Raw genomic sequence first — 17,011 nt, 5'->3', positions numbered from 1 at the left:
CGACCTTGCGGAGGGCGCGCAGCGATGCTCCGCTCGAAGGAGACGAAGTTTCCGCGGATATCAATTCCAGCATGATCCCCACGGTTCAGCGGACGTCTGGTGACGTTGGCGCGATCCGGGTCTCCCGACGCTGATCTCCAGCGTTTTGAGTCGTCGCCATGCTCTGGCAATTTTCGCCCACAGGTTCATCGCCGCCGAACGCAGTTCGCGATGATGGCTTAAGATGTCGTGGCGCGGGGTTGTGAAACAGGTTGGCAATCGGGTCATGGATAGAGACGAAACGTTGTAGATGTCGCGGTGACTTGAATTGCTTCATGATCCGCTCTCGCCGCCGGATTGGCTGGTGGGAATTCTCTGCCCGATTGTTCAACCCATTGTGGGAACGATGCTCGACACCGGGCATGATCCCACGCTTCGCCGCGGCGTAGGATCGAAGCTTATCGGTGATCATCACCCGCGGCGCTCGCCCCCTCCTCGGCGACAAGGATATCCTGTTTATTAAAAACCACGGCGTCATGGTCCGTGCACCCAACATCGCCGAAGCCTGGCACGATCTCCACTACCTCGAGCGGGCCGCCGAAGTTCAGTTGAAGACGATGGGCTCGGGCTGCAAACTCCTGCCGGTCCTGCCTGCTGTCGCGGCTGATGCGGCGCGGCAGATGCGGGAGGGGGACCCGAAAAGTGCCAGGATGCATCTGGAAAGTATCCGCCGGGTGCTCGACCGGCAGGCGCCCGACTATCGAGACTGATCGGATAGGAAAGGTGAGGCGTTTCTAAACTCCACTTTCCCAATAATCCTCAGGTCAGGTCGTCCCATTCAGCAACGGCTGATCACCCAATGTGACAACCATATGTTCGATGAAGGCGCGGACACGATGGGGCAGGGGACCACCGCCAACATAGATGGCATGAACCAGTTCGAGGTCGCCTGGGTTGTAGTCGTCGAGGAGGACTATCAACCGCCCTGTTGCAATCTCGTCCGCCACATGAAAGAGGCCCACCCGGGCAATGCCGGCGCCCGCCAGCACCATCTGCTTCATCGTCTCGCCGTTGTTGACGACGATGCTGCCTTTGACTGGTTGCGCGATGTCACGGTCATGGTCACGAAACGGCCATGACGGCCGTGCGCGCCGGAAATTGAACGTCAGGCAGTCGTGTTCTCCGAGATCCGCTGGAGATTGCGGCGAACCCCTGCGCTTGAGGTAGTCGGGTGAAGCGCAGACTACGCGCCGGCTCTGCCCGAGCTTTCGGGCAATCAGCCCGCTGTCCGGCAGGTTGCCCATCCGGATGGCGACGTCGGTCTTTTCCGCCACCAGATCGACAATGCCGTCGGTGAAGGAGAGATCGACGATCAGATCGGGGTTGCGCGCAATGAAGTCGGGGATTGCCGGTGCGACGAACATCGTGCCGAACGGTATCGTCGTGTTGATCCGCAGCCGCCCACGGACGGCGCCTCCTGCGGCTTCTTCGTCCGCCTCATTCAGTTCCTGCAGAATCCTGAGCGCTGCATGATGATAGGCTTCGCCTTCTTCTGTCAGCGTCAGGGCGCGGGTCGTTCGTACCAGAAGGCGTGTGCCAAGCCTTGTTTCCAGACGCGCGATCAACTTGCTGACCGCTGATGGCGTGATGTCGAGATTACGGGCGGCGGCAGAGAAACCCCCATCCTGAACGACGCGGGCAAACACCTCCATTTCGCCGGAACGTTCCATCAGGATGCGTGGCATTGATGATCCTCATTCACAGGTGCATGTCTCCTGCAGGCAATAGTATCTCTGAGGCTTAGATCATAAATTGTTTCCGGCAACAATCTGGAGACACGTCATGGATCTTCAACTGAACGGAAAGACCGCCCTTGTAACCGGCGCCACCGCCGGCATCGGCCTCGAAATCGCCCGATCTCTCGCACTAGAAGGGGCGCGCGTCGTGATCACCGGACGCGACCGCGCCAAGCTCGACAGCGCGATTGCTGTTATCAAGTCATCCGGCGGATTGGACATCACTGGCGTTCTGGCAGACGCCGCCAGCGCCGAGGGTGCCGCGATTATCGCGAAGGCCGAACCGTCTGTCGATATCCTCGTCAACAATCTCGGCATCTACGAGAGCAAGGCCTTCGGCGACATCACCGACGCCGATTGGAGCCATCTGTTCGACGTCAATGTCATGAGCGGCGTGCGTCTGTCGCGCACCTATCTTCCCGGCATGCTGGAGCGCAACTGGGGCCGGATCATCTTCATTTCCAGCGAGTCAGGTGTGGCCATCCCTGAAGACATGATCCACTACGCAACGACCAAGACGGCACAACTGTCGATCTCGCGCGGATTGGCGCAACTGACCCGCGGCACCAATGTCACGGTCAATTCCGTGCTTCCGGGACCGACCCGCTCGGAAGGCATCGAATCCTTCCTGCGCAGCCAGGCAAGCGATCCGTCCGCACCGATCAAAGAGATCGAGGCCGAATTCTTCGCCACCGCCCGCGCGGCTTCGATCCTGCAGCGCATGGTGGAGGCGGAAGAGGTGGCAAACCTCGTTGCCTATCTCGCCAGCCCCCGTTCATCGGCCACGAACGGTGCAGCCCTTCGTGCCGAAGGCGGTCTCGTCAACACCATCGCCTGAGAAAGGCACTACCCATGTCAAACACGCCTCTGACCATCATCGCCATCACCACCGCCAAGCCCGGCAAGGAGGCGGCGCTTGGCGCTGCCCAGGAAAAGCTGGTCGCCGAGACTTTGGCCGAAGACGGCTGCCTCCGGTACGAGTTGCACCAGTCGCTCGATGATGGACGCGTGCGCATCTTTGTCGAAACCTGGCAAAGTGAAGCCCAATGGCGCGCCCATATGCAGGGCGCCGCCCTGCAGCGCTTTCAGGCGAGCGGCGTTGGCGACTATTTCGCCGACTTTGCGCTGCACCGGCTCACCAAGGTCGCTGGCTGAGAAGCAACCGCCTTTCCCTTCCCCACCATATTTCTAACTTTTGGAGCTAGACCCATGAAACTTCTGCGCAGCCTCGCCGTCGCTCTTGCGCTCGGCGCCAGCACCCTAAGCGCCCATGCCGGAAACGTCCTGATCGTGCTTTCCGATTCCGAACGCCTCGACCTCAAGGACGGCAAGGTGTTCAAGACCGGTTTCTACCTCAATGAGCTGATGCAGCCGGTGCAGGCGCTGCTCGATGCCGGCCATGAGATCACTTTCGCCACGCCGAAAGGTATGGCACCGTCCGTCGACACCACATCCATCGATAAGATGTATTTCGGTGGTGATGAAGCGGCGATGAAAGCCAGCGAGGCGCAGTTGTCGGAACTGGGCCTGATATCGAGCGACAGGTCGCCGGTCGTCAGCCTCGCACGGGTCGAGCAGATCGGCTACGACCATTTCGATGCGGTCTATGTGCCGGGCGGTCACGCACCCATGCAGGATCTTCTGGTCAGTTCAGAACTCGGTAAGCTGCTCACCTGGTTCCATGAGAATGGCAAGACGACCGCATTAGCATGCCATGGCCCGATCGCGCTGCTTTCCACGCTGCCGGACGCAGAAGGTTTCGTGACCCAGTTCGAAACGGCGGGAACGGCAAAGGCACAGGCGGGTTGGGTCTATGCAGGCTACAGGTTCACCGTCTTCAGCAACCAGGAAGAGGAAATGGCCAAGGGACTGCTGGGTGGCGGCGAGATGAAATTCTATCCGCAGGATGCGCTCACCCAAGCAGGCGGCCAGTTCAGCCAAGCCGAAGCCGCTTTCTCGGCACATGTGGTGACCGATCGGGAACTGATTACGGGCCAGAACCCCGCTTCCGCCCCGGCCGTCGCCAGAGAGCTACTGGCCCGATTGAAATAGCGTCTGCCGATGTCGCGCACGGGGCGACATCGGCCGCAGCTAAGCGGCGAATGTGGATCGGGGCCATGTTTGCCGCGCGCTGCCATGCATCATGTTTTCGTGTGTGTGAAATCAAAGAGAGAGTACGCCGTAACATCTTTTCCACCTGGCGCTCAGCTTCAAATCCTATCCAGACTTTTGGCTTCGAAATAACGTGGTCGTCGGTTCCGCTCCCATCAAGTGCTTAATCGGACACATTCAGTGCGGCTCGCAAGGTATCGTTGATGCGCTCTTGCCATCCCGGACCGTCCGCCTGAAAATGCGCAAGGACATCGCTGTCGATCTTCAAGGATACAAGCTCCTTGGTGTTGGGGATTGCAGGCCGTTCAACGGCTGGCGCTGCGACCTTCTTCGCCGGTTTGAACAGCGCCTCGGCTGCGTCTTTTGGATTGGATGGTCGTCGGGGTGTTGCCATGGTCATATATCCTCTTGTGTCGTGCGCTTGAACAGCGCAGACGGTCAATTTCTACTTTCAGGCCGTATGTTCAAAACAGCGGTGGTCGCACCCCACATTTAGTGGACAGCCGAAAGAACGCAATTGCTGCTGATAAACTGGTCAGCCGCCCCTCAATCCCGAAGAGAACGCATATCGCGAAGGTTACTCCAAGTTAGCCAATCAACATGCTACCTTCGCTCTTTCAGTAGCACTTCCTCCTTGCACCACCAGGATCAGGCAGAAGCCTGTGCACCTAGACCAAACGAGACCATCGCCGCTTCACAAGCACGCGTAAACCGCATCGACGGACCTTCTTTGCCGGCGGCAAGTTTGCTGACGCGTGCTCCCTCCAACAGCATGGATAGCGTATCAGCCAAAAGTTCAGGATCGCTTACACCTGTCGCACGACAAAGATCGGCGAGCCGGGAATGCTGTTCCATCTTCAACGTTTCTATTATCGCATGTGCAGGGTGTCCTTGCTCCTTCAACTCTACCGCAGCATTGGCCAAATCGCATCCATAGGGCTCGCTGGAAAGACATTGTGCGCGCGCTTTAACCCATGCCGTGAGCTGAGCCCTCGGGTCGCCCGGGTTCTCTTTTTCGAGATCTTCCCAGGCCTTATTGAGCGTTCGAGAACTGTGCTTGAGTGCTTCACACACAAGATCGTCCTTGGAACCAAAATGTCGGTATAACGTCATCTTGTTGGTCGAGGCGGCTTCGGCAATGGCATCAACACCGATGCCGCGTATCCCATGTTCACGAAACAGTTGACAGGCCGTTGACACAATCCGGTCACGAGGTGGGATTTTCTGCTCAGAAGCACGATCAGATGTTTCGGATTTCATGAGTTTAATTTTTACCCTGAAGCGGTGTTGACATGCGTGTTACCGATCGGTAACTATTCAAATGTTACTTACCGGTAACACCTTGGCGCGAGCCCGTCAAGCAATCGCCCGCTTTCAGAGCCTGGGAATTATCAAAAGGAGACTGAGATGAGACACACGATAGACGAGATGACGCTCGCCGAGATTTTTGCAGATCCACTGATTCGTTCAGTCATGCGCGCCGACGACGTGGGTCTGGACGAATTTAAAGAGTTGATGCATTCGGCGGCGACGTCCTTGACGACACGCAATGGCGCAGCATTTTCTGGACAGTTTGAAACGACCGGGCCTGCAGCTTCATCGAAGCGTGCACTCGTAACCGCCATACAGCCCTTGTTCGCAGGTTTCTTTAAGCCTTGCGCTGCCCATATGTGAATGTGGCCTGCATCACCATCCCGCAAGTCGGGTTTAACCGCGGTGATATAACATGGCCCCATTTCCAGACATCCGTTCTCTCCAGGGTATGTAGAAGCATACGTGAAGGGCTCATCGCTCCGCCCGGTTTGCAGAGGTCGAATTGCACTAGACTTGCTGAATTCGCAAATACAATTAGCCCAACATGAATCGCTGTCGCATAGAAGACGGGCTGAAGGTTCGTATCAGTTCAAGACGAAGACGGCTGGTTGCAATGCTGATCGCATGTGCCTAAGACCTATGCTGTATATCCCATTGACATATCCCAAGCGAAGAACTATATGGGCTACGTCGTTATCGATGCAATTCGGAGGCATGCATATGGAGCGGGGTGCAGTATTCCAGAGCAATCGGAGCCAGGCAATACGTTTGCCAAAGGCGGTCGCTTTGCCCGATGACGTAAAGCGTGTCGATATCGTTGCGGTGGGACGCACTCGCATCATTGCACCAGTCGGTGAGATCTGGGACAGTTGGTTTGAAGGAGCGGAGGCGACATCCGACTTTATGATTGAGCGTGAGCAGGCTGCTTCGCAGGAGCGCGATGCATTCTAATGCTGAAGTATATGCTGGACACCAACATCTGTATTTTTACGATCAAGAATCGACCTCAGCAAGTGCGCGATGCATTCAATCGCTCACATGATCAGCTTTGCATCAGCTCGGTCAGCCTAATGGAATTAATTTACGGAGCGGAAAAGTCAGCCAGTCCAGAAAAGAACCTTTCCGTTGTGGAAGGCTTCGCAGCGCGTCTCGAGGTGCTCTCATACGATGAATTGGCAGCAAGCCATACCGGTCAATTGCGAGCCGAACTGGCGCGCAGTGGAGCTCCGATCGGTCCATATGATCAGCTGATTGCTGGGCACGCGCGCTCGCGCGGACTGATTGTGGTTACCAATAATCGCCGTGAATTTGATCGCGTACCCGGATTACGAGTGGAAGACTGGACTGTTTAGCTTCAAATATTGATCACCGCCGGATTTTCGTAAGCATTCAACTGCCGGGTCGCGCAGGCCGCCGATGCGGAATTCATAAAGATGATAATTCCACCATTTGAAGGCAGCCTGAATACTAAGATGCAGATGCTCCAGGTTCCAGTGCACCGGCAGGACTAACTGACGCCAGACCTCCGGGTCAAGCTCGTCGATGGAAACCCTGATCTGCACAGCGTTTGCGGCTTTAAACATTCCACGAATGAACACGGTAGCGGGAAGACCGTCAATGTGTACGATTGGCTTGTCCCTGACAACCATCTGCCGCTTGTGCAGCCGTCCGTGCACACTATCTCTGGCGTAAGCCAGAACTGGAACATTACCATGGATCAACACGGGGCCGACATGCTGTCGGAGTTCTATATAGAAATTTTTCCGCCCGACCGCGAAGAGACAAGCGCTTCGGATGCAAGGACCTGCCCTTGTTGCCTAAAGCTGCGGCCAGCCTCGAGCATGGATGACGATGGCTGCGGGATCTGTGACGAATGTCTGGAACCATGAACGACGTCGGCGAAACGCCGTCCCCTGCTCTGGCGATGTTCGAAGACGCGCTTGGCAGATTGCCGGACGGCTATGTCGACGGAAGTTTTAGCGGTCGACCATGGGGCGTGACAGTCAAGCGGTCGCAGGATGGCAAACGGGCCTGGCTTTATGGCGAGGAGCACGGCGGAACGGAGATCGTCAGCTTCAACCTCTATCGACTGGCTGGGCCGGGTGCGGTCCTGAAGCCATGCGAAATGTCCTCCACCAAGGTTATTCAATTCGTTCTCGGTTTCGAACCACTTTGCCGAGGACGCGTCGCTTGCCTGACGGTGGCAAGAGAATAAGCACGCGCTTCATGTTGCATTGCAATATACGCATGGCTGCGCTGCGATCTGAACGCTGGCGATCGAGGCAGCTTCTGCTATTTTCAGATCGTCGAAGCGATGCACCTCCTCCCGCAAAGCTTCGTATTATCGGGCGACCCACTCCTCCTCCTCCCAAGGGGCGCCTGACGGAACAGCGGCACTCCTCCTCCCAGCCGTTGTTCATCATTTCGGAAAGCCTGTCGCACCTCCTCCCGCGGCAGGCTTTTTCGTTTTTTGATTGTTTCAAGCTTTGTTTTCAGGCGTCAAAGCAGACTGCCCTGTTCCACCGGCTTTCCGGATTTGGACACGATGGTGGATCCGTACGGTTCGCGGGACGAGATGATCAGCGCATCATTCGGTAACCGACGGGCCAGTCCCTTGGGCTTTTCCCATGACGCCCGCATCCAGGTTTCCGTCTCTTTCTTCGTCAGCAGAAGGACAGGCATGGCCTTGTCGTGGATTGGCTTCACGAGATCGTTGGGATCCGTGGTCAGAAAACCATAGAGATCGTCGGTCGTGAGCCCGTCTCGAACCTTCCGGACGCTTTGCCATTGCGGCACATGGATGCCGGCAAAGAACATCAGCGATTTTGCCTCATCGCGGGCAAACCAGGCATTGGGCACAATGCCACCATCCTGTTTGCTCGCCGGATCCGGCTCGGCAAAGCTGGTGACAGGGACGAGGCAACGATGCTCCACGCCGAACCATCGCGTCCAGTGCGGGAAATTGAGCTTGCGCACATTTGTCGTGCCGCGGTCGGCCTCCATGCGGATCAGCTCCTCGAGATCAAATGGCTTGCCCTTGGCCGCGAGCTTCTCGGCTTTGCCTTTGGCTGCTTTCTCCAAGACGAAACGAGGGGAGGGCAGATCCCATCGCGCATGCACGAGCTGCTTCTTCCCGTCAGCCGTGTTTCGCACGATCGGCCCCATCTGATCGGGGTTCATCTGATAGGCCGGCATCAGGTTGATCAGGCTTTCGGCGTCCTGAGCCCGTTTCGAGGCCAGTCCTTGTCTTCCATCCGATAAAGGTTGCACATGCTGGAAAGCCCTCCGCTTGAACCGGATGCGGTGTGTTCACGGCATCGCGCCTGCTTCGCTAGTCGAGCTTGTAAACGTCGGCGTTGTCCTGCCGTTCCCGCAAGCCCTTGTAGGATGGATGACGCAGTTTGCCGTCTCCGGTCCAGGCCCGAAACTCGATCTCGGCAATCAAAGTCGGCTCGACCCAAACGATGTCTGCCTTTTCGGCATAGGGAACAGGCGGCTGCTTCCGCTTCCAGCGCAGCTTGTCCAGCATCTTGCGCAGTCTGGTCATCTCGGCTTGCTTGAAGCCCGTGCCGACGCTCCCGACGTGAACGAGTTCGTCGCCACGATAGGCAGCAAGAACCAGCGAGGCGAAGCCAGCAGACGATGCCGTCGACTCGTATCCCACGATCATAAAGGCTTCGCTCTGAACGCATTTGACCTTCACCCAGTCGCCGGTCCGGCCGGAACGATAGGGTTGATCCAGTTGCTTGCCGACGATGCCCTCGAGACCAAGGCTGCCAACGTGTTCCAGCAGGATCGCGGGATCGGCGTCGATGGTTTCCGAAAGGCGTATCGCGCTGTCGTGCCCCTTCAGCGTGTCCTCGAGAAGATGCCGGCGCGAGCGATACTCCACGTTGCGCAGGTCATGGCCGTCGAGATAGATAAGATCGAAGGCGTAGAGGATGGCGTCCGAAGCTCGGTTGCCAGCAGTCTTTCCTGAGGCACCCAACGATTTTTGCAGCAGCCCGAAATCCGGTCGTCCTTCTTCATCGAGCACAACCGCCTCACCATCGATGATCATCGTAGCCGGCCCGAGCGCCCGTGCGGCCTGCTCGATCGCCGGAAACCGGTGCGTCCAGTCATGGCCGCCACGCGTGAGGATGCGGACCCCTGTCGGCTCGATATGAACCGCCAGGCGATACCCGTCCCATTTCAGCTCCCAGCTCCACTGGTCGCCGCGTGGCGGATGCGCCTTCAGTTGCGCGAGCACCGGCTCGACGCGATCAGGCATCGGATCGAACAGAAGCTGTGGCTGCGCGGGATTGCGCTTCCGACGCGGCTTTGAGCGGATCGGAGTTTCGATATCACGAAGGAGCGGCTTTGATCTTGGTGGCTTCGTCATCAGGAGAGTTCAGCACAAAAATCTTAAGAACATTGTGACGCCCTGCTTCCATCCCCGCCACCGGGTGAACCCAATCACCCAAGAGGCCCGCAAAATTTCTTTTTCCCGTACGCGCCTGATTCCGCTTCGAATCTTCAAAATCGCTAATGCTGGTATAATATTCCTCGCTTGACTCTTGTGCGCCATAAGAACAAACAATGAACAAATAGCCCATGCGACATGATGTCGATCCTTTGAACACGACCTTGAAGGGAGCCGTAAACGATGACTGCTGCCCGCCAGAGGGTGATCTGCGACTTGCGCGACCGCATCGCGTCAATGGAGGGCGGATCCGCGAAGCGAACTGGTGCGCTTTCCTTCGGCGTTCCCGAGATCGATGCAACCCTGCCTGGCGGGGGTCTTGCCTATGGAGCGCTGCATGAGTTTGCGGGCGGCGGTTCGGGCACCGTCGACGGCGCGGCTGCTGCCCTTTGTGTTGAACCATTCCGGCATCACTCATGAAAATCGCCAAGAACGATTTTGCCGAACACTCCGCCGGCTTCCATCCGGCGATGGGCATCCGATGTAGCTGAAAGCGGATACAGTGCCCCGACAACGGGCTGAAGTTCTTTGCCCATCATTGGCAGCACATCGTCCCTGAACCGGCAGATCATAGCTCTCTTTTCTGAGCGCGATCTGGATTTCATGACTGTGCCCAGCAGTTGCAGATGATTGTGAAGAACAGTCCCGAGAGGAATGATGGCATCGCCATCGCGGCCCAACAGGCCGACTTGGACAAGCCGGCCACCAGGCGCAAGACTACGGATGTTGCGGGCGAGGTAGGACCCGCCGACAAAGTCGATGATCAGATCGGCACCATGCGAGGCGGTCACGTCGATGATCTCTGCCTCGAAGTCAACGCGCTTGTAGTCGAAGACGGCATCCGCGCCGAGGGCGAGTACGTTTTCGACGTTGTTTCCGGATGCAGTGGCCAGCACTGTGGCTCCGACGGCTTTTGCAAGTTGGACAGCAGCCGATCCGATACCGCCTGCAGCAGCATGGATGAGAACAATCTCTCCCTCCGCGACCCGCCCGAGATGTGCCAGCGCCTCCCAAGCTGTCACAAAGCTCTCCATGACTGCGGCTGCGTCCGTGAACGACATGCCGGCCGGGATGGCTGTTGCCATTCCGCTGTCGAGGCGCGCATACTGGGCATAGGCGCCGCCACCGACGATCCCCATGACACGGTCGCCAACGGCAAAGCCGGTTACTGCGTTTCCTGCATCTATCACTTCTCCTGCGACCTCGAGGCCGAGGACGTCACTGTCGCCGTAACTCTGCGAGCCATAGACGCCTTCACGTTGAAGAAGGTCGGCGCGATTGACACCTGCCGCCATAACCTTCACCAGAAGGTCGTCGGGACGCACTTCAGGCATGGGTGCTTCGGCAAGCCGTAGAACATCCGAGCTTCCGAATTCATCAAAGACGATCGCTTTCATCGCATGTTCCTCCCTTACTTCGAAAGCGCGCGCCGGGCGATGCTGGCAGCGAACAGTGGCGTTTCGCGGCTGTTGTGGTCACCACCTGCGGCCTGACGGGCGGCTGCAGCATCTTCGTAAGCGACCCCATGGTCTTCAATGAACTTCATGAACGCATCGGTTGGATGCGCTGTGACCTTGTTGGTGTAGCGGGTCCTGCCGTCATCGATTTTCTCAGCGATCAGTTCCCAGACGACATTGACCTGAGTTCTGCCACTGGCGGTGAAGACATCCGAGATCGAGTTCATCCGGCAATAGGTTGGTTCGGCGGCTTCGGCCACATAGTGCTGTACCACCAGGCCTGAGCCGATCTGCTCGACATTGATCGACATCCGACGGCCGTCATCAGTCCAGGTGACGCCTGCGGCAATATGGTCAGGCGGGCAGCAGCGAAGATATTCCGCTTCGGGTAGGTTGAAGAGCCAATCGGCAATGTCGATCTTTTCGAGCGGAATGTCCATCTCTGCGGAATAGGCGGATTGTGAGAGAATTGTATCAAGGATCTTGACCATAGGTGTGTTCCTTCTGTTTGGTGAGCAAAATTGCCCGTTGACGAGAAGGAATGTGCTCCTGATGACCTTGGATGATAACCAACTGAATGGTCGGAACGGTTTTGCGTCGTAGGCAAAGATGAGGGATCCACGCTTCGCTGAACATCTGGCGGTATACGTCGACGTCGTCCGCGCCGGCAGCTTTTCAGCTGCGTCCAGGCGTCGGGCTGTCACTCCCTCGGCTGTTGTGCGACAGATCGATGCGCTCGAGCAGGATCTGGGGGTGCCTCTCCTTGTCCGCTCGACACGGGCACTGTCATTAACGGACGCGGGCCGTCACCTCTTCGAGCGTGCGCAGCGCCTGCTCGACGATCTGGCCGATACGCATGCCGAGGTGACGGCATTCGATAGTGAGGTCAGTGGCACTTTGCGTATCGCCTGCTTCCCGACCTTCGGAAAGCGGTATGTCATTCCTGTCTTGGCATCGCTTGCACGGCAATATCCAGGCTTGCATGTTGAGCTGGACTTGACCGAACGACTGGCCGACCCGGTTGCGGAGCGACTTGATCTGGTGGTGAGAATGGGGGAATTGCCCGACAGCACGTTGATCGCAACCAAACTGGCACCCCTCGACCGGATACTCGTGGCAAGCCCCGCCTATGTTGAGCATCACGGCGTGCCGGAAAGCGAAGACGAGCTTCGCAATCATCGCCTTCTCGACAAGCTCCATGGCAACGATCTTCTTGAGTGGTCTAGCATTCTTGGCGCGCCGACAGGGGAAGCGTGTGAGCGCGTTGTATTCCGGTCCGATGATTTTGAAGCGCTGAACGGGGCTGCACTAGCGGGGATGGGTGTGGCGTTCCTGCCGAGCTGGGTATCGGGACCTTCGGTGAAGGTGGGTGATCTTGTACGCCTACCGCTATCGGGCGAAAGATGGAATGAAGCGGCCACCGGAATTTATCTTCTACGCGCGCTTCAGGTGCCATCTGCCAAGGTCAAGGCATTCACACTAGCGTTGAAAGATCACATTGGGACGCCACCGCGCTGGAGCTGAGAGGCGTACAGGCGAGAAACGCTAATTCGCAGAGGTTTTTGGCCGACGCCGCGACCAATAACGGCAGGTCCTTGCGTGCAAATCTGCTCAAGGCGATGGGAGGCCCGAAAGCGGCCTCCCATCGGACGAAGTTTAACCAGACGAGCATCGTCATTAGTCAACGGCGAAGTCGGTCGAGACCGAGACGGTGCGCCATTCGGAGAGGATGGCGCGGTCCTGTGCATGCTTCTTTTCGATCGCTGCGACGGTATCGCTACCGAGTGGCAGGCGCACCGGCGGATTGGGAGCGTCAGCGAAGGCGATCAGTGCCTCTGCCAGTTTTTGAGGATCACCGGGTTGGTTATGGCTGAGACCGGCCGCTATCGTGCGTACCTTGCCGACAGTCTCTGCATAGTCGCTGATGATGTTGCCGCTGACCGACAACGAAGAGCTGTCGAGAAAATCCGTGCGGAAATATCCCGGCTCGACGACGGTGACATGGATGCCAAGTGGCGCGAGTTCGTCATGCAGTGCTTCGCTTAAGCCCTCGACGGCAAATTTGGTCGAGGAATAGACACCGAAGCCTGCTGCACCACGATAACCGCCGATCGACGAAATATTCAGGATGCGGCCGGAGCGGGCCCGGCGCATGAAGGGCAGCACGGCGCGCGTCACGTTGAGGAGGCCGAAGACATTGGTGCGATAGACAGCCTCTATTTCGGATATTGTCGCCTCCTCGACAGCGCCCATCAATCCAAACCCGGCATTGTTAAGCAGGATATCGATGCGGCTGAAGCGATCGATCGCGGCTTTCACAGCTGCGGTCGCCTGTTTGTCGTCTGCCACGTCGAGGGCGACCGGAAGCAGGTTGGGGTGCTCGCCGAACCGCTGGGCGATCGCCCTTGGATTGCGGGCAGTGGCGATGACGGCGTCGCCCTGTGCAAGAGCGCGTGTGGTGATGAGGGCGCCAAAGCCACGCGAGGCGCCGGTGATGAACCAGATTTTCATGAGGGTGTCCTTGATGTCGGATTGATGGGGAAGTGTTGGACCGGGCCTCAGGGACGCGGCGATGTCATGGTGCAGAATGTAAGTTCCATCTCGCGGGCCAGCAGGTCCGGAAAGCGCGCCATGACGGCTTTGGTGTAGGGCTGCTCAAAATGCGCATCGAGATCGGCGCGTGATCGCCAGTTCTCATAGAGAATCCAGATGCTGGGATCGTCGCTGTCGCGGTGCAGGTGATAGTCGATCGACCCCGCCTCGGCGCGGGTCGGGGAGACGAGAGCCTGCAACGCTTCGCCAAGCATCGCGGCACAGTCCGGTTTGGCCGTCAGTCTGGCAATCAAGGTCAATGTTTCGGTCATGTCAGTCTCCTTTGAAGGCGTCTGCGGGGTAAACGGCTTCCCAGCCTGCGGTCGGGTTCGTTGCCAGCGTCCAGATCGTGTCGGCGGCCTCTCTTGCTTCTGTTGATCCGGGGCCGACGAGCGTGGCGATTGTCGCCACCGCGATGTGGATGCCGCGTTCGGCCAGAGGACCAGCCAGGCCCTCGACGACATTTCGCAGCGCAGCCTTGCCAAGCCCGAGGCTGGCATAGCCGGCATGGGGGGACACGGCGAGGCCGCCACCTGTGACCAGGATCGTGCCGCCGCGCGCACCGAACAGCTCGACGGATGCCCGGATCGTGTGAAGGCCGGCAGCGACATTGATGGCAAGGTCGTCCGTGACCTCATCGTCGCGCATGCTGAACAGATCCTGTTCGCGCACGACTGCCGCATTGAAAAGGATCGCCGTCAGGCCGCCGGTGATGCGGTCACCCTCGGCGATCGCCTTGCGCAGTGCGGCCGGGTCGGTCGCATTGGCTTGCAGAGCGGAGACCTGGAGACCTTGCCCGGAAAGGGCGGCGGACAGGTCGGCCAGGCGGTCGGCATTGCGCGCGGTCAGCACGACATGCCAGCCTTCCCGACTGAATTTTTCCGCAACGGCCTGGCCGATGCCAGGGCCAGCGCCAATAATCATGATGGAGTTCGTCATGGAATGTTCTCCTGATGTGCTGGCCACCCGATGGCGGGGTGGCCAAACGGGTGGGAAAGGGTTACGGCAGGACTTCGGCCAGTTCGATCAGATTGCCGTAGGGATCGCAGAAGAAGGCGAGGCGGCGGCTGATTGCCAGAAGCTCGAACGGCTCGGTGACGATGGTCACGCCGCGTGCCCGCAGCTCCTCGACGGTGGCATCGACGCTTTCGACATTCAGGCAAAAATGATGGTAGCCGGCATATTTGAGGCTATCGCCGAGATCGGTATAGGGGCGGACATCTTTCGGCGACGGATCGCCGCCGCCCAGGATTTCCACATAGAAATGGTCGTCCGTAGCAGGTGCAAGATAGGCAAGCTGCTCGTCGGCATAGTCCCATTCTGCAACGACGCGGAAATCGAGCTTCTCGACATACCAGCGCTTGGCGGTTTCAAGGTCCGGCGTGCGCACCGCAACGTGATGGCCACGCATGTCGGCGAAGGGCGATGCAGTGTTGTGGGCGGGAGGAATGAAGTCGGCCATTGTCTTGTCTCCTGTGTGGTCCGGCACCAGCGCCGGTTTGCGAGGAGAAATCTGGACCTTTTCAGCAATGAGAATTAGAGAGATAATCTTCCTCTCAATGATGAGTGAGGTTTGACAATGCGCAGTACGGATCTCTCGGAACTCGCGGCCTTCGATGCGGTCGCCCGTCACCGCAACTTTCGCCGGGCCGGCGAAGAGCGCGGGGTGACGGCTTCAGCGATCAGCCATGCGGTGGGCAATCTCGAGGCGCGCGTCGGCATTCGCCTGCTCAATAGAACGACGCGAAGCGTGTCACTGACCGATGCCGGCGCGATGTTGCTTGCGCAACTGTCGCCGGCCTTCGGCGAGATCGGCTCGGCGCTCGATGCGTTGAACCAGTTTCGCGATACGCCATTTGGCAAGGTTCGCATCAACGCGCCCAATTCGGTCGCACCGTTCGTTTTCCGATCGGTCATTGGTCCGCTCATCGCAAAAAATCCTGGACTCCAGCTGGAAATCGTCGCCACCGACCGGCTTGTCGACATTGTGGAGGAGGGGTTCGATGCCGGCATCCGTCTCGGCGAAAGCCTGCGCGATGGCATGACGGCTGTGAAGATCAAACCGCGGCTTCGGTTTGCCGTCGTGGGCTCAACAAGCTATTTCGAGCGTCATCCGCTCCCTAAAACCCCGGAAGATTTGCGTCGTCATGTCTGCATCCGCAATATCTATCCAAGCGGCAAGCCATACGCCTGGGAGTTCAGTCGCGCCGGCAAGATCATCGAATTCGAGCCGACTGGGTCTCTCTCGCTCGATGACCATGAACTGATGGTCGAGGCAGCACTTTCGGGCGTGGGGCTGGCTTATGTCTGGGAGGAACGGGCGCGTCCCTATGTCCAGAACGGCAGCATGATCGAATGCCTGGCATCCTGGAGTGCGCCCGAGGACTGGCTCTATCTCTATTACCCGACGCGAAAATACCTGTCGGCTGGCCTGCGCGCCGTCATCGATGCGCTGCGTGTGTGAAGGGACTGGCGCACCAACGGTTCGATTCCTGTCAAGAGACTAAGAGACGCACGACAGCGCCACGATGTTTCGCAGTCTTATCCGGTGACTGCTTGCCATCTCCGACAGCACGATCCAGGGTAAAACTCATGGTCTCGCTTATCTTGCCGAGGGTTCCGTCTTTCCGGAATCGCCTGCCAGAAACCACAAACGTGACGCGTTTTTCGATAGAGTAGAGCGAAATTGACTCTGCTGAAATACGCGTGAGCGCTCCGTTCTGCTGTGACGCAACGATATCGCCAGGTCTGACACCGAGAACGGCTTGCGCCAGCTGTGATCGCTCAGCTTCGATTTGTTGTTCCCAGCGCTCCAGATCAGTTTCAATATGGGCAAATGCTTCGCGGGCGGCCTGAAACGGACGCTCGGGCCCAAACCGGATCCGATCAGCCATGGCCAAGTTCTCGTTTGGAACCGACCTGTCCAGGGCACAAGCCGCGTTGGTGAACATCTCGAAGATGCGCTCGGCCTCATCGAGCGCCTGCAAACGCGACAGATAGGGTTTGACTTTTGCTTCGGAAATGGCAGGCGGCAGTACCCTGTCCTCTTCTCCATCCAGAAAGTCGATCGGCATGACGTCACGCAATTTGATCTTGCTTGTCGAGTGTCGTTCCGGCGGGTTTTCCTCACGCCACGATCGCCGATACCATTCTATCCAGGCAGTATCTGACGAAATGCACAGGTAGCTGTTCAGAATGAAATCTGATTCCGGCTGATAGAGATGGGTGCTTGAGCGCGCGCGACCTCCATGACGACACTCGCACACAAGCGTACATCTTCTTTCGAAATCGGTACTCGC

At 58.2% G+C, this 17,011-nt stretch carries 21 protein-coding genes and 5 pseudogenes; 11 read left to right on the top strand and 15 right to left on the bottom strand.

Annotated features, from left to right (window positions below; genetic code table 11):
- Positions 1–229 precede the first annotated feature (229 nt).
- A pseudogene (locus MRBLRC7O_RS25535) lies at positions 230–469 on the bottom strand (DDE-type integrase/transposase/recombinase); the annotation flags it as partial.
- Position 470: 1 nt separating this feature from the next.
- On the opposite strand from MRBLRC7O_RS25535, the pseudogene MRBLRC7O_RS23895 reads away from it, so the two are divergent.
- Positions 471–749: pseudogene (locus MRBLRC7O_RS23895) on the top strand (class II aldolase/adducin family protein); the annotation flags it as partial.
- A 54-nt stretch (positions 750–803) separates the two neighbouring features.
- Here MRBLRC7O_RS23895 and MRBLRC7O_RS23890 read toward each other — a convergent pair.
- On the bottom strand, positions 804–1,724 hold the full coding sequence (locus tag MRBLRC7O_RS23890) for a LysR family transcriptional regulator (RefSeq protein ID WP_060726550.1): 921 nt from the start codon (positions 1,722–1,724) through the stop codon (positions 804–806).
- Between the two features lie 97 nt (positions 1,725–1,821).
- Between MRBLRC7O_RS23890 and MRBLRC7O_RS23885 the strand changes: the two genes are divergently transcribed.
- Genes MRBLRC7O_RS23885 through MRBLRC7O_RS23875 form a run of 3 tightly spaced genes read left to right on the top strand, consistent with a single transcriptional unit; the run spans position 1,822 to position 3,827 of the window.
- On the top strand, positions 1,822–2,613 hold the full coding sequence (locus MRBLRC7O_RS23885; protein WP_087744440.1) for an SDR family NAD(P)-dependent oxidoreductase: 792 nt from the start codon (positions 1,822–1,824) through the stop codon (positions 2,611–2,613).
- 14 nt (positions 2,614–2,627) lie between these two features.
- Entirely contained in the window at positions 2,628–2,930 is a 303-nt protein-coding gene (locus MRBLRC7O_RS23880) for a putative quinol monooxygenase (RefSeq protein WP_060726552.1), read from the top strand.
- A gap of 54 nt (positions 2,931–2,984) precedes the next feature.
- Positions 2,985–3,827: a type 1 glutamine amidotransferase domain-containing protein gene (locus MRBLRC7O_RS23875; protein ID WP_060726553.1), complete on the top strand. Its 843-nt coding sequence runs from the start codon at positions 2,985–2,987 to the stop codon at positions 3,825–3,827.
- A 223-nt stretch (positions 3,828–4,050) separates the two neighbouring features.
- Here the strand turns inward: MRBLRC7O_RS23875 and MRBLRC7O_RS23870 are convergent, their stop codons facing one another.
- Positions 4,051–4,281: a BrnA antitoxin family protein gene (locus tag MRBLRC7O_RS23870; protein ID WP_087744421.1), complete on the bottom strand. Its 231-nt coding sequence runs from the start codon at positions 4,279–4,281 to the stop codon at positions 4,051–4,053.
- A 254-nt stretch (positions 4,282–4,535) separates the two neighbouring features.
- Positions 4,536–5,147: a TetR/AcrR family transcriptional regulator gene (locus MRBLRC7O_RS23865; RefSeq protein ID WP_060726575.1), complete on the bottom strand. Its 612-nt coding sequence runs from the start codon at positions 5,145–5,147 to the stop codon at positions 4,536–4,538.
- A gap of 147 nt (positions 5,148–5,294) precedes the next feature.
- On the opposite strand from MRBLRC7O_RS23865, the gene MRBLRC7O_RS23860 reads away from it, so the two are divergent.
- The 3 genes from MRBLRC7O_RS23860 to vapC all read left to right on the top strand — a co-directional run bounded on the left by MRBLRC7O_RS23860 (position 5,295) and on the right by vapC (position 6,553).
- A complete protein-coding gene (locus MRBLRC7O_RS23860; RefSeq protein WP_111785318.1) occupies positions 5,295–5,561 on the top strand; it encodes a hypothetical protein in 267 nt (88 codons plus the stop codon).
- A gap of 360 nt (positions 5,562–5,921) precedes the next feature.
- Positions 5,922–6,152, top strand: coding sequence for a type II toxin-antitoxin system VapB family antitoxin (gene vapB, locus MRBLRC7O_RS23855; RefSeq protein WP_087744463.1), 231 nt, complete (start codon positions 5,922–5,924; stop codon positions 6,150–6,152).
- A complete protein-coding gene (gene vapC, locus MRBLRC7O_RS23850; RefSeq protein ID WP_077998840.1) occupies positions 6,152–6,553 on the top strand; it encodes a type II toxin-antitoxin system tRNA(fMet)-specific endonuclease VapC in 402 nt (133 codons plus the stop codon). The genes vapB and vapC overlap by 1 nt, the downstream gene beginning before the upstream one ends.
- Positions 6,554–6,565: 12 nt before the next feature.
- Here vapC and MRBLRC7O_RS23845 read toward each other — a convergent pair.
- Positions 6,566–6,784: pseudogene (locus MRBLRC7O_RS23845) on the bottom strand (IS1096 element passenger TnpR family protein); the annotation flags it as partial.
- A gap of 290 nt (positions 6,785–7,074) precedes the next feature.
- Here MRBLRC7O_RS23845 and MRBLRC7O_RS23840 point away from each other — a divergent pair.
- On the top strand, positions 7,075–7,416 hold the full coding sequence (locus tag MRBLRC7O_RS23840; RefSeq protein ID WP_060726578.1) for a hypothetical protein: 342 nt from the start codon (positions 7,075–7,077) through the stop codon (positions 7,414–7,416).
- Between the two features lie 284 nt (positions 7,417–7,700).
- Here the strand turns inward: MRBLRC7O_RS23840 and MRBLRC7O_RS23835 are convergent.
- The 3 genes and pseudogenes from MRBLRC7O_RS23835 to MRBLRC7O_RS23825 all read right to left on the bottom strand — a co-directional run bounded on the left by MRBLRC7O_RS23835 (position 7,701) and on the right by MRBLRC7O_RS23825 (position 9,796).
- Positions 7,701–8,473: pseudogene (locus tag MRBLRC7O_RS23835) on the bottom strand (SOS response-associated peptidase family protein).
- Positions 8,474–8,532: 59 nt separating this feature from the next.
- A complete protein-coding gene (ligD, locus tag MRBLRC7O_RS23830) occupies positions 8,533–9,582 on the bottom strand; it encodes a non-homologous end-joining DNA ligase (protein WP_111785321.1) in 1,050 nt (349 codons plus the stop codon).
- Complete coding sequence (locus tag MRBLRC7O_RS23825; RefSeq protein WP_113138249.1) at positions 9,545–9,796, bottom strand: hypothetical protein; 252 nt, start codon at positions 9,794–9,796, stop codon at positions 9,545–9,547. The genes ligD and MRBLRC7O_RS23825 overlap by 38 nt, the downstream gene beginning before the upstream one ends.
- 50 nt (positions 9,797–9,846) lie before the next feature.
- Between MRBLRC7O_RS23825 and MRBLRC7O_RS23820 the strand changes: the two are divergent.
- Positions 9,847–10,059, top strand: a pseudogene (locus MRBLRC7O_RS23820) (damage-inducible mutagenesis protein); the annotation flags it as partial.
- A 14-nt stretch (positions 10,060–10,073) separates the two neighbouring features.
- Here the strand turns inward: MRBLRC7O_RS23820 and MRBLRC7O_RS23815 are convergent.
- Both MRBLRC7O_RS23815 and MRBLRC7O_RS23810 read right to left on the bottom strand, forming a co-directional pair.
- Positions 10,074–11,060: an NAD(P)H-quinone oxidoreductase gene (locus MRBLRC7O_RS23815; protein ID WP_060726580.1), complete on the bottom strand. Its 987-nt coding sequence runs from the start codon at positions 11,058–11,060 to the stop codon at positions 10,074–10,076.
- Positions 11,061–11,074: 14 nt separating this feature from the next.
- Positions 11,075–11,611: a hypothetical protein gene (locus MRBLRC7O_RS23810; RefSeq protein ID WP_087744414.1), complete on the bottom strand. Its 537-nt coding sequence runs from the start codon at positions 11,609–11,611 to the stop codon at positions 11,075–11,077.
- Positions 11,612–11,729: 118 nt separating this feature from the next.
- Here MRBLRC7O_RS23810 and MRBLRC7O_RS23805 point away from each other — a divergent pair, with 118 nt between their 5' ends.
- The gene (locus tag MRBLRC7O_RS23805; RefSeq protein WP_060726582.1) at positions 11,730–12,644 is read left to right on the top strand and encodes a LysR family transcriptional regulator; all 915 of its coding nucleotides are present in this window, start codon (positions 11,730–11,732) and stop codon (positions 12,642–12,644) included.
- Positions 12,645–12,797: 153 nt separating this feature from the next.
- Here the strand turns inward: MRBLRC7O_RS23805 and MRBLRC7O_RS23800 are convergent, their stop codons facing one another.
- The 4 genes from MRBLRC7O_RS23800 to MRBLRC7O_RS23785 all read right to left on the bottom strand — a co-directional run bounded on the left by MRBLRC7O_RS23800 (position 12,798) and on the right by MRBLRC7O_RS23785 (position 15,174).
- Entirely contained in the window at positions 12,798–13,631 is an 834-nt protein-coding gene (locus MRBLRC7O_RS23800) for an oxidoreductase (RefSeq protein ID WP_087744412.1), read from the bottom strand.
- 47 nt (positions 13,632–13,678) lie between these two features.
- Entirely contained in the window at positions 13,679–13,984 is a 306-nt protein-coding gene (locus MRBLRC7O_RS23795; RefSeq protein WP_087744410.1) for a putative quinol monooxygenase, read from the bottom strand.
- Between the two features lies 1 nt (position 13,985).
- Positions 13,986–14,651: an SDR family NAD(P)-dependent oxidoreductase gene (locus MRBLRC7O_RS23790; RefSeq protein ID WP_060726585.1), complete on the bottom strand. Its 666-nt coding sequence runs from the start codon at positions 14,649–14,651 to the stop codon at positions 13,986–13,988.
- A 61-nt stretch (positions 14,652–14,712) separates the two neighbouring features.
- On the bottom strand, positions 14,713–15,174 hold the full coding sequence (locus MRBLRC7O_RS23785; RefSeq protein WP_060726586.1) for a VOC family protein: 462 nt from the start codon (positions 15,172–15,174) through the stop codon (positions 14,713–14,715).
- A 117-nt stretch (positions 15,175–15,291) separates the two neighbouring features.
- On the opposite strand from MRBLRC7O_RS23785, the gene MRBLRC7O_RS23780 reads away from it, so the two are divergent.
- The gene (locus tag MRBLRC7O_RS23780) at positions 15,292–16,176 is read left to right on the top strand and encodes a LysR family transcriptional regulator (protein WP_060726587.1); all 885 of its coding nucleotides are present in this window, start codon (positions 15,292–15,294) and stop codon (positions 16,174–16,176) included.
- A 31-nt stretch (positions 16,177–16,207) separates the two neighbouring features.
- Here the strand turns inward: MRBLRC7O_RS23780 and MRBLRC7O_RS23775 are convergent, their stop codons facing one another.
- The gene (locus MRBLRC7O_RS23775; protein WP_087744407.1) at positions 16,208–16,798 is read right to left on the bottom strand and encodes a hypothetical protein; all 591 of its coding nucleotides are present in this window, start codon (positions 16,796–16,798) and stop codon (positions 16,208–16,210) included.
- Between the last annotated feature and the right edge of the window lie 213 nt (positions 16,799–17,011).

It is taken from the genome of Agrobacterium radiobacter (genome assembly GCF_040801995.1).
Classification (GTDB): Bacteria; Pseudomonadota; Alphaproteobacteria; order Rhizobiales; family Rhizobiaceae; genus Agrobacterium; species Agrobacterium radiobacter.
The sequence above is the reverse complement of the archived record's forward strand: the minus strand, read 5'-3'. Positions and strand labels throughout refer to the sequence as shown.

Excerpts from the sequence above, each read along its gene's own strand:
- MRBLRC7O_RS23780 (WP_060726587.1), top strand. The coding sequence starts at position 15,292 with ATGCGCAGTACGGATCTCTCGGAACTCGCGGCCTTCGATGCGGTCGCC.
- MRBLRC7O_RS23870 (WP_087744421.1), bottom strand. The coding sequence starts at position 4,281 with ATGGCAACACCCCGACGACCATCCAATCCAAAAGACGCAGCCGAGGCG.
- MRBLRC7O_RS23805 (WP_060726582.1), top strand. The coding sequence starts at position 11,730 with ATGAGGGATCCACGCTTCGCTGAACATCTGGCGGTATACGTCGACGTC.
- vapC (WP_077998840.1), top strand. The coding sequence starts at position 6,152 with ATGCTGAAGTATATGCTGGACACCAACATCTGTATTTTTACGATCAAG.
- MRBLRC7O_RS23865 (WP_060726575.1), bottom strand. The coding sequence starts at position 5,147 with ATGAAATCCGAAACATCTGATCGTGCTTCTGAGCAGAAAATCCCACCT.
- MRBLRC7O_RS23875 (WP_060726553.1), top strand. The coding sequence starts at position 2,985 with ATGAAACTTCTGCGCAGCCTCGCCGTCGCTCTTGCGCTCGGCGCCAGC.
- MRBLRC7O_RS23880 (WP_060726552.1), top strand. The coding sequence starts at position 2,628 with ATGTCAAACACGCCTCTGACCATCATCGCCATCACCACCGCCAAGCCC.
- MRBLRC7O_RS23840 (WP_060726578.1), top strand. The coding sequence starts at position 7,075 with ATGTCTGGAACCATGAACGACGTCGGCGAAACGCCGTCCCCTGCTCTG.
- MRBLRC7O_RS23825 (WP_113138249.1), bottom strand. The coding sequence starts at position 9,796 with ATGGGCTATTTGTTCATTGTTTGTTCTTATGGCGCACAAGAGTCAAGC.
- MRBLRC7O_RS23885 (WP_087744440.1), top strand. The coding sequence starts at position 1,822 with ATGGATCTTCAACTGAACGGAAAGACCGCCCTTGTAACCGGCGCCACC.
- MRBLRC7O_RS23860 (WP_111785318.1), top strand. The coding sequence starts at position 5,295 with ATGAGACACACGATAGACGAGATGACGCTCGCCGAGATTTTTGCAGAT.
- MRBLRC7O_RS23785 (WP_060726586.1), bottom strand. The coding sequence starts at position 15,174 with ATGGCCGACTTCATTCCTCCCGCCCACAACACTGCATCGCCCTTCGCC.
- MRBLRC7O_RS23810 (WP_087744414.1), bottom strand. The coding sequence starts at position 11,611 with ATGGTCAAGATCCTTGATACAATTCTCTCACAATCCGCCTATTCCGCA.
- MRBLRC7O_RS23795 (WP_087744410.1), bottom strand. The coding sequence starts at position 13,984 with ATGACCGAAACATTGACCTTGATTGCCAGACTGACGGCCAAACCGGAC.
- MRBLRC7O_RS23890 (WP_060726550.1), bottom strand. The coding sequence starts at position 1,724 with ATGCCACGCATCCTGATGGAACGTTCCGGCGAAATGGAGGTGTTTGCC.
- vapB (WP_087744463.1), top strand. The coding sequence starts at position 5,922 with ATGGAGCGGGGTGCAGTATTCCAGAGCAATCGGAGCCAGGCAATACGT.
- MRBLRC7O_RS23815 (WP_060726580.1), bottom strand. The coding sequence starts at position 11,060 with ATGAAAGCGATCGTCTTTGATGAATTCGGAAGCTCGGATGTTCTACGG.
- MRBLRC7O_RS23800 (WP_087744412.1), bottom strand. The coding sequence starts at position 13,631 with ATGAAAATCTGGTTCATCACCGGCGCCTCGCGTGGCTTTGGCGCCCTC.
- MRBLRC7O_RS23790 (WP_060726585.1), bottom strand. The coding sequence starts at position 14,651 with ATGACGAACTCCATCATGATTATTGGCGCTGGCCCTGGCATCGGCCAG.
- ligD (WP_111785321.1), bottom strand. The coding sequence starts at position 9,582 with ATGACGAAGCCACCAAGATCAAAGCCGCTCCTTCGTGATATCGAAACT.